General features: G+C 68.1%; 8 protein-coding genes and 1 pseudogene. 5 read left to right on the top strand and 4 right to left on the bottom strand.

Annotated features, from left to right (window positions below; genetic code table 11):
- Positions 1-324 precede the first annotated feature (324 nt).
- From ACOJTB_RS20625 to ACOJTB_RS20610, 4 genes are all read left to right on the top strand, one after another.
- Positions 325-1278 (top strand): ABC transporter substrate-binding protein, encoded by a 954-nt coding sequence (locus ACOJTB_RS20625; RefSeq protein ID WP_420104395.1) that lies wholly within the window; start codon positions 325-327, stop codon positions 1276-1278.
- A 222-nt stretch (positions 1279-1500) separates the two neighbouring features.
- Entirely contained in the window at positions 1501-2019 is a 519-nt protein-coding gene (locus tag ACOJTB_RS20620; protein ID WP_420104394.1) for a mismatch-specific DNA-glycosylase, read from the top strand.
- Positions 2016-2789, top strand: coding sequence for an ABC transporter permease (locus ACOJTB_RS20615; RefSeq protein ID WP_420104393.1), 774 nt, complete (start codon positions 2016-2018; stop codon positions 2787-2789). Before ACOJTB_RS20620 ends, ACOJTB_RS20615 begins: the two co-directional genes overlap by 4 nt.
- Positions 2786-3565 carry an ABC transporter ATP-binding protein gene (locus tag ACOJTB_RS20610; protein WP_420104392.1) on the top strand — a complete coding sequence of 260 codons (780 nt, stop codon included), beginning with the start codon at positions 2786-2788 and terminating at the stop codon, positions 3563-3565. Before ACOJTB_RS20615 ends, ACOJTB_RS20610 begins: the two co-directional genes overlap by 4 nt.
- Positions 3566-3597: 32 nt before the next feature.
- Here ACOJTB_RS20610 and ACOJTB_RS20605 read toward each other — a convergent pair whose 3' ends face one another.
- On the bottom strand, positions 3598-4737 hold the full coding sequence (locus tag ACOJTB_RS20605) for a citrate synthase family protein (protein WP_420104391.1): 1140 nt from the start codon (positions 4735-4737) through the stop codon (positions 3598-3600).
- 85 nt (positions 4738-4822) lie between these two features.
- Here ACOJTB_RS20605 and ACOJTB_RS20600 point away from each other — a divergent pair, with 85 nt between their 5' ends.
- Positions 4823-5893: a citrate synthase/methylcitrate synthase gene (locus tag ACOJTB_RS20600; protein ID WP_420104390.1), complete on the top strand. Its 1071-nt coding sequence runs from the start codon at positions 4823-4825 to the stop codon at positions 5891-5893.
- 114 nt (positions 5894-6007) lie between these two features.
- Here the strand turns inward: ACOJTB_RS20600 and ACOJTB_RS20595 are convergent, their stop codons facing one another.
- From ACOJTB_RS20595 to ACOJTB_RS20585, 3 genes and pseudogenes are all read right to left on the bottom strand, one after another.
- On the bottom strand, positions 6008-6571 hold the full coding sequence (locus tag ACOJTB_RS20595) for a HutD/Ves family protein (RefSeq protein ID WP_420104389.1): 564 nt from the start codon (positions 6569-6571) through the stop codon (positions 6008-6010).
- A 60-nt stretch (positions 6572-6631) separates the two neighbouring features.
- The gene (locus ACOJTB_RS20590) at positions 6632-7084 is read right to left on the bottom strand and encodes a papain-like cysteine protease family protein (protein WP_420104388.1); all 453 of its coding nucleotides are present in this window, start codon (positions 7082-7084) and stop codon (positions 6632-6634) included.
- A 71-nt stretch (positions 7085-7155) separates the two neighbouring features.
- A pseudogene (locus tag ACOJTB_RS20585) lies at positions 7156-7722 on the bottom strand (urocanate hydratase); the annotation flags it as partial.

The raw sequence follows: 7722 nt of genomic DNA, 5'->3' as shown, positions 1-7722 counted from the left end.
CGGGATTGGCGAAGCAGACATCGACCCCGTTGACCAGGAGTGTATCGCAAAGGCGGTCGGCACCGTTCATTCCAGCAACCTCGATCAGGCGAAGAGATGAGACGCACTGCGCCTCGAAAGCCAGAGGGGAGGAAATTGTGCGCCTTCTGTCAAACGAGAGAATGTCATGGCTGTCCCTCGTTGTGGTGATCGGCCCGCTTGACGCTTTTGCATATGCATTTAACCTGCTTTGGAACGAAGGTTGCATCGTCTGGGCGACGAGGCTGAAGTGCCTCTCGAAGTCAGGCGGGTGACGCCGAACAGGGGAAGGGTTCGACCATGACGATGTTGAAGCGCGCCGGTGCCGTGGCGGCGTTGGGTTTCGCTGCGGTGCTGGGCTCGGGCATGGCGCAGGCGCAGACGAAAGTCTCGGTCGGTATCTCCGGCTGGACGGGCTTTGCGCCGCTGGTGCTGGCCAAGGAAGCCGGCATCTTCGCCAAGAACGGCCTCGACGTGACGATCAAGAAGATCCCGCAGAAGGACCGCCACCTCGCCATCGCCTCGGGCGATATCCAGTGCGCCGCCACCACCGTCGAGACCTGGCTGGTCTGGGACGCCGCCGGCATCAAGACCAAGCAGATCTTCCAGCTCGACAAGAGCTATGGCGCCGACGGCATGGCTGTCCGCAAGGACACCGCGTCGATCAAGGATCTCAAGGGCAAGACCGTCGCGGCCTCCGCGCCCGGCACCTCGCCCTATTTCGCGCTGGCCTGGTTTCTCAAGGAGAACGGCCTCTCGGTGAAGGACGTCAAGGTCGTCAACATGGAGCCGGGCCCGGCCGCCCAGGCCTTCATCGCCGGCCAGAACGACGCCGCCATGACCTACGAGCCCTATCTCTCGGCCGTGCGCGACAAACCCGATGCCGGCAAGATCATCGCCACCACGCTCGATTATCCGATGGTGATGGACACCTTCGGCTGCACCCCGGCCTTCCTCGCCGACGACAAGGCCGCCGCGGCGCTGACCAAGAGCTATTTCGAGGCTCTCGCCATGATCAAGTCCGACCAGGCCAAGGCCTATGGAATCATGGGCGCGGATGTGAAGCAGAGCGCCGAGGATTTCGGCAAGTCGGCCGCGTTCCTGCGCTGGTCGGATGCCGAGGGGAACAAGAAGTTCTTCGCCGGCGAGTGGCAGGCCTTCAACGCCAAGGCCGCCGATCTGCTGCTGGAGATGGGTCTGATCAAGGCCAAGCCCGATTTCGCCACGCTGGTCGAGACCAAGTTCGTCGAAGGAAAGTAAGAATCGAAGCGATGCCTCACCGAGAAAGCGCGGGGAACCCTCTCCCGTAGGGAGAGGGCAGGGTGAGGGGTCGGCCGCTGCACGCTTCGGCCGTGACCTCACCGCTGCTTCGAGTGGTCGATCGTGAACTTGTCAATGGGCCGACACCTCACCCCTGCCCCTCTCCTTACAGGAGAGGGGTTCACCGAGCCCTTGGCATTCTGCGGCTGGAAACAAAACGCGATGCAGTTTTTGCGTTCCTCCGCCATCCTCCCCGACATCCTCGCCCCCAACCTGCGCGTCGTCTTCTGCGGCACGCAGGCGGGAGCGGCCTCGGCCCGGCGGGGCGCCTATTATGCCGGGCAGGGCAACAAGTTCTGGTCCGTGCTGCACGCGGTCGGCCTGACGCCGCGCCGTCTGGCCCCTGAGGACTTTCGCGAGGCCCTGCACCACGGCATCGGCCTCACCGACGTCGCCAAGCACAGCTCCGGGCCGGACAGCGCGCTGCGCCCGGAGCATGTCGACGCGAAGGGTCTGCTCGCGCGCATCGCGGCTTTCCGCCCGCGCCATCTCGCCTTCAACGGCAAGCGGGCGGCGCAGGCGGTGCTGGGGTCGGGCTCGCTCGGCTACGGCCCGCAGCCCGAGCCCCTTGCCGGGGCGCGCGTCTTCGTCCTGCCCTCGACCTCCGGCGCCGCCGCCGGCTTCTGGTCGCTCGAACCCTGGAAAGAGATGGCCCAGACCGTGATGGAACAGCCCGCATGAAGCCGCTTCAGCCCGTCTCCGCCCCCGCGCGCTTCGGCTACGGCCTCGCCTTCTTCGCGCTCTTCGTCGCGCTCTGGGCGGTCGCGACCTTCGGCGGCTATGTCCAGCGCCTGTTCTTGGCCGATCCGCTGACCATGGTCGGCGAGGGCTGGAAGCTGATGACGCAATACGGCTTCGGCTTCGACATTCTGATGACGATCTGGCGCGTGCTCGGCGGCTTCGTCCTCGCCGCGCTCGTCGCGCTTCCGCTCGGCATCGCCATGGGCGCCTACAAGCCGGTCGAGGCCTTTCTTGAGCCCTTCGTGTCCTTCGCGCGCTACCTGCCGGCCTCGGCCTTCATCCCGCTGCTGATCCTCTGGGCCGGCATCGGCGAGACGCAGAAGCTGCTCGTCATCTTCATCGGCTCTGTCTTCCAGCTCGTCCTGATGATCGCGGTCGCGGTCGGCGGCGTCCGGCGCGACCTCGTCGACGCCGCCTATACGCTGGGCGCCAGCGACGCTTCCGTCGTGCGCCGGGTGCTGCTGCCCAATGCCGCGCCGCAGATCGCCGAGATCTTTCGCCTCGTGCTCGGCTGGGCCTGGACCTATGTCATCGTCGCCGAGCTGATCGGCTCCTCCTCCGGCATCGGCCACATGATCACCGACAGCCAGGCGCTGCTGAACACCGGGCAGATCATTTTCGGCATCATCGTGATCGGGCTGATCGGCCTGATCTCGGATTTCCTCTTCAAGGCGGTCAACCAGCGCCTGTTTCCAGGGGCCAAGCTGTGAGCAAGCTGCTGATCGAGAAGGTCGGGAAGCTTTTCCCCGCCCAGCGCGGCGGGGAGCCCACCCGCGCGTTGATGCCGACCTCGCTGGCGGTCGGCGACAACGACTTCATCTCCATCCTCGGCCCCTCCGGCTGCGGCAAGTCCACCTTGCTGCGCATCGTCGGTGGGCTGGAGACGGCGAGCGAAGGCCGCATCCTGCTGGACGGCGCGCCGGTGGCCGGGCCGGGGGCCGATCGTGGTTTCGTCTTCCAGAGCTACACGCTCTTTCCCTGGCTGACGGTGCAGCAGAACATCGCCTTCGGCCTGCGCGAAAAGGGGATGCCGGAGCACGAGCGGCTCGCCATCGCCCGTGACTGGGCGGCGCGGGTCGGGCTCTCCGGCTTCGTCGATCATTTCCCCAAGCAGCTGTCGGGCGGCATGCAGCAGCGCACGGCGATCGCCCGCGCGCTCGCCAACGACCCGAAGATCCTGCTGCTGGACGAGCCCTTCGGTGCGCTCGACAACCAGACGCGCGCGCTGATGCAGGAGATGCTGCTCGGCATCTGGGAGCGCGAGCGCAAGACGGTGCTGTTCGTTACCCACGACATCGAGGAGGCGATCTTCGTCGGCTCGCGCGTGGTGGTGATGAGCGCGCGCCCCGGCCGCATCAAGGCCGACATCACCGTCGATCTGCCGCATCCGCGCCCCTACACCATCAAGACGACGTCCGAATTCGTCGCCCTGAAGGAGCGGCTGGTGGAGGAGATCCGCGCCGAGGTCATCGCCGCCGAGCATTGACCGGCTTGGGTACGGGACTCCGCCGTTGGCCTTCACCCCGGCTCCGGCCCGGTATAGCGCGCCCGCGGCCGGATCAGCCGGCCGGTCTCGTTCTGCTCCAGCGCATGGGCGATCCAGCCGGCGCAGCGCGCGGCGGCGAAGATCAGATAGGGCGCATCCTCCGGCAGGCCCACCCGGGCGGCCATGGCCGTCAGCGCGAAATCGACTGTCGGTTCCGCGCCGGTGAGCGCAGCCACCGCTTCGCGCAACCGCGCATAGGGCTCCGGCACGGAGAAGGCCGAGAGCAGCGCGGCGGCGCGCGGGTCGCCATCGGGATAGAGCGGGTGGCCGAAGCCGGGCAGAGGCGAGCCGGTCGCGAGACGGTCTGTCAAGGCCGCGTTCAGACCCTCGCGCTCCGCCTCCCGCATCAAGGCGAGCACCCGGCGCGCCATGCCGCCATGCAGGGGACCGGAGAGGGCAGCGAGCCCTGCCGTGACGCAGGCGGCGAGCGAAGCCCGCGTCGAGGCGGTCACTCTCACCGCGAAGGCCGAGGCGTTCAGCTCATGGTCGGCGAGCAGGACGAGTGCCCGGCGCACGAGGTCGGCACCGGCCTCGTCGCAGCCCCAGGCGGCGGCGAGACGGGCATGGATCGGTCCCTGGCCCGGCCGCCCGGCGATGGCATCGACGAGCGAATCCAGGGCCGAGGCCGCTTCCAGATAGAGCGCCTTCTTGCTTCGCCCGGCCATGGCGGGATCGGTGGCGGCGCGCTCGCCCAGCACGGCGAAGATGCGCCGGAGCGGCGGCCCGTCCGGCACCAGCGTGAAAAGGGGCGGAAAGCGCTGCGTGCCGCAATCCCAGAGCAGCCGCGCGACATCCTCGAGCTTGGCCGTCTCGGCGAGTTGCGAGGCGTCCTGCCCCCGGTACCAGAGCCTGCCTCGGGCGATGGTCGTGATGGCCGAGGCCAGCACCGGCTCGCCGAAGGAGATCGCATCCTCCGCGATCGCGGCGGGCCGACGCCCGCGCGCCTTGCGATGCCGCAGGCGTTCGACATCGGCGGCGCGGTAGAGCCGCCGCCGGGAGTCGCCTTCATCGTCGCGCGCTTCGATCCGCCCGCGGCTGACATAGGCGTAGAGCGTCTGCGGCTTCAGGCCGAGCCGCTCCATCACCTCCGCCGCGCTCAGCCAATCGCTCATCGAGATACATTGATTATATTGTTCAAGATTGATTCTAGCAGCAAGCTGCGCGATCTCCAAGCCATCGAGAGTAAGGAGAACAGCCATGTCGGATGGCCTCGAAAACGTCGTCGCAGCCCATACGGTCCTCTCGGAGGTCGATGGCGCGGCTGGGCGGTTGATCATCTGCGGCCATAGCCTCGACGAACTCGCCGGACGGACGAGCTTCGAAAAGATGGCGGTGATGATGCTGGGCGACCTGCTGCCGGATGCACAAGGGGTGCCGGCCGCACTGGGCGCCGCGCGCCGGGAGCTCTTCGAGACCATCGTCGCGGATGCTTCGCTGCCGTCCGCTCTCGGCCCGGTCGAGCAGATGCGGGCGCTGACGGCCCTGATTCCCGACGGAGAAGACGCTGCCACGGTGCTGAAGCTGCTGGCGGCGCCGGCGGTTTTCACTCCGGCGGTCCTGCGCATGGCAAAAGGACTTGCCCCCATCGCGCCCGATCCCACGCTCTCGCAGGCGGCGGATACGCTGCGCATGCTCACCGACCGAGCGCCAACCCCCGAGCAGGCGGCGGCGCTCGACACCTATCTCGTCACCGTCGCCGATCACGGCCTCAACGCCTCGACCTTCGCCGCCCGCGTCGTCGCCTCCACCCGCGCCGGCCTCGTCTCGGCCGTGCTCGCCGGGATCGGCGCCCTGAAGGGGCCTCTGCATGGCGGCGCGCCCGGCCCCGTCATCGAGATGCTCGACGCGATCGGAGCCCCGCAGAATGCCCGGCCCTGGCTGGAAGCGGCGCTGGATCGCGGCGACCGCCTGATGGGCTTCGGCCATCGCATCTACCGCGTGCGCGATCCGCGCGCCGATGCGCTGAAGGGCGCGCTGCGCCAGCTTGGCGCCGATGCCGGCCGGCTGGCTCTCGCCGAGGCGGTGGAGCAGGCGGCGCTCGCCATCCTGCGCGAGCGCAAGCCCGGCCGCACGCTGGAGACCAATGTCGAATTCTACACCGCGCTGCTGCTGGAGGCGCTGGGCTTCCCGCCCGAGGCCTTCACCTGCGTCTTCGCGCTCGGCCGCACGACCGGCTGGCTCGCCCATGCCCGCGAGCAGATCGCCGGCGGCAAGCTCATCCGCCCGCAATCGGTCTATGTGGGCCCAAGGCCGCAGGCGGCGGCTTGAGTTTTGCGGCAGGGACGACAGGCCTCATTGCGCGGAGCGCAGCGACGAAGCAATCCAGGGGACGTCGAGCGCTGCCGCCCTGGATTGCTTCGCTTCGCTCGCAATGACGGAGGGCTATCGTGCCCGCGCCAGCCACACCGCATAAAGCTCCGCCTTGCCGCTCCCAACACTGAGATCGACAGCGCCCGGCGCTTCCAGAAGCGCGGTGTCGCCGGCGGGCAGCGCGGTCCCCTTCGCCTGCCAGTCGCCCTTGCGCGCGATCAGCACCAGCAGCCCCTCCTCGGCGCGCAGCGAAGCCGAGGCCGCCAGCCGCTCGACGCGGTGCGTCCATGCGCCCCGCCGGCTCATGACGTTGAGGTCGTCGATCGGCCCGTCGACCAGCACGCCATCCACCGCCCGGTCGGCGGCGAAGGCGAAGGGCGCGGAGACCCTGTCCAGCCTCACTGTCTCGCCATCGCCGAAGGCGAGACGGATGCCATGTCCGCTCAGCACGGACAGGGTCCGGTCGATGCCTGGGAAGGAGGAGAACGGCCCGTCGGCGCCGACATGCGCCATCGAGATGCGCCAGTCGAAACCGCTCAGGGAGGCTCTCTCCGGGAAAACCGCGATCTCGGTCGTGGTCCCGCCGCCGTTTTTCCACGGCATGGTTCTGCACTCGGCGGCGCGGATGATGCGCATACAAGCTCCAGGAAAAGGAGGTCTCTGGGGGCGAACGGCCGGGACGGAACCCGGCCGAGTTCAATGACGCATCATCACCAACCCGGCGGGCTGCTGCTCGAACCAGGCGAAATCACGGACAAGATAGCGTCCGCCCGCCGGATCCATGATCTGCACCTGCTTCGCTTCGTCGTCATACCCGTAGATGAGCTGGGCGTGAGAGAAGGCGCCGGCTGCATGTGCGCAGAAGATGTAGCTGCCCCCGATATGGCGATGGATATACTGCAGCGCATCGCGGGGAGCGATGCCGCCATGCTGCAGCCCAAGATCGGCGGCGATCAACGGGATTTTGATCCACGGCGTGATCCCGCCGGTTTGTCCCTCGCCCCATCGCGCGATCAGCTCCGCCTGCCCGCGTGGGGGCAGATGCTTCGCCACCCGGGTCCAGCTTTCGAGCACCGCGGCCCAACAGCTGTCGCGCCGCGTCTGCGCCACGCTGGGAGGCAGGGCACGCATGATCGACAGGATGGCCACGGGCATAACCTCTCTGCAGGCGCTCGCTGCCGGAAGGTTATGCACGATGGCGGCGCCGTCAATCGCTGCCGTCAGCCCAGGATGCCGGGCAGCTTCAACCCCTTCTCCCGCGCGCAGTCCTGGGCGATCTCGTAGCCCGCATCGGCATGGCGCATCACGCCGGTGGCCGGGTCGTTCCAGAGCACGCGCTCCAGCCGCTTGGCGGCTTCCGGCGTGCCGTCGGCGACGATGACGACGCCCGAATGCTGCGAATAGCCCATGCCGACGCCGCCGCCATGATGCAGCGAGACCCAGGTCGCGCCGCCGGCCGTGTTGAGCAGGGCGTTGAGCAGCGGCCAGTCGGAGACCGCGTCCGAGCCGTCCTTCATCGCCTCCGTCTCGCGGTTGGGCGAGGCGACAGAGCCGGAATCGAGATGGTCGCGGCCGATCACGACGGGGGCCTTCAACTCGCCCTTCGCCACCATCTCGTTGAAGGCGAGGCCGAGCCGGTGCCGATCGCCGAGGCCGACCCAGCAGATGCGCGCCGGCAGGCCCTGGAACTGGATGCGCTCGCGCGCCATGTCGAGCCAGTTGTGCAGATGCGGGTTGTCCGGCATCAGCTCCTTCACCTTGGCGTCGGTCTTGTAGATGTCCTCCGG

The sequence above is a fragment of the Allobosea sp. genome, assembly GCF_048595345.1.
Classification (GTDB): Bacteria; Pseudomonadota; Alphaproteobacteria; order Rhizobiales; family Beijerinckiaceae; genus Allobosea.
This window is presented reverse-complemented; position numbering and strand designations above follow the sequence as displayed.

Excerpts from the sequence above, each read along its gene's own strand:
- ACOJTB_RS20625 (WP_420104395.1), top strand. The coding sequence starts at position 325 with ATGTTGAAGCGCGCCGGTGCCGTGGCGGCGTTGGGTTTCGCTGCGGTG.
- ACOJTB_RS20620 (WP_420104394.1), top strand. The coding sequence starts at position 1,501 with ATGCAGTTTTTGCGTTCCTCCGCCATCCTCCCCGACATCCTCGCCCCC.
- ACOJTB_RS20615 (WP_420104393.1), top strand. The coding sequence starts at position 2,016 with ATGAAGCCGCTTCAGCCCGTCTCCGCCCCCGCGCGCTTCGGCTACGGC.
- ACOJTB_RS20605 (WP_420104391.1), bottom strand. The coding sequence starts at position 4,737 with ATGAGCGATTGGCTGAGCGCGGCGGAGGTGATGGAGCGGCTCGGCCTG.
- ACOJTB_RS20600 (WP_420104390.1), top strand. The coding sequence starts at position 4,823 with ATGTCGGATGGCCTCGAAAACGTCGTCGCAGCCCATACGGTCCTCTCG.
- ACOJTB_RS20595 (WP_420104389.1), bottom strand. The coding sequence starts at position 6,571 with ATGCGCATCATCCGCGCCGCCGAGTGCAGAACCATGCCGTGGAAAAAC.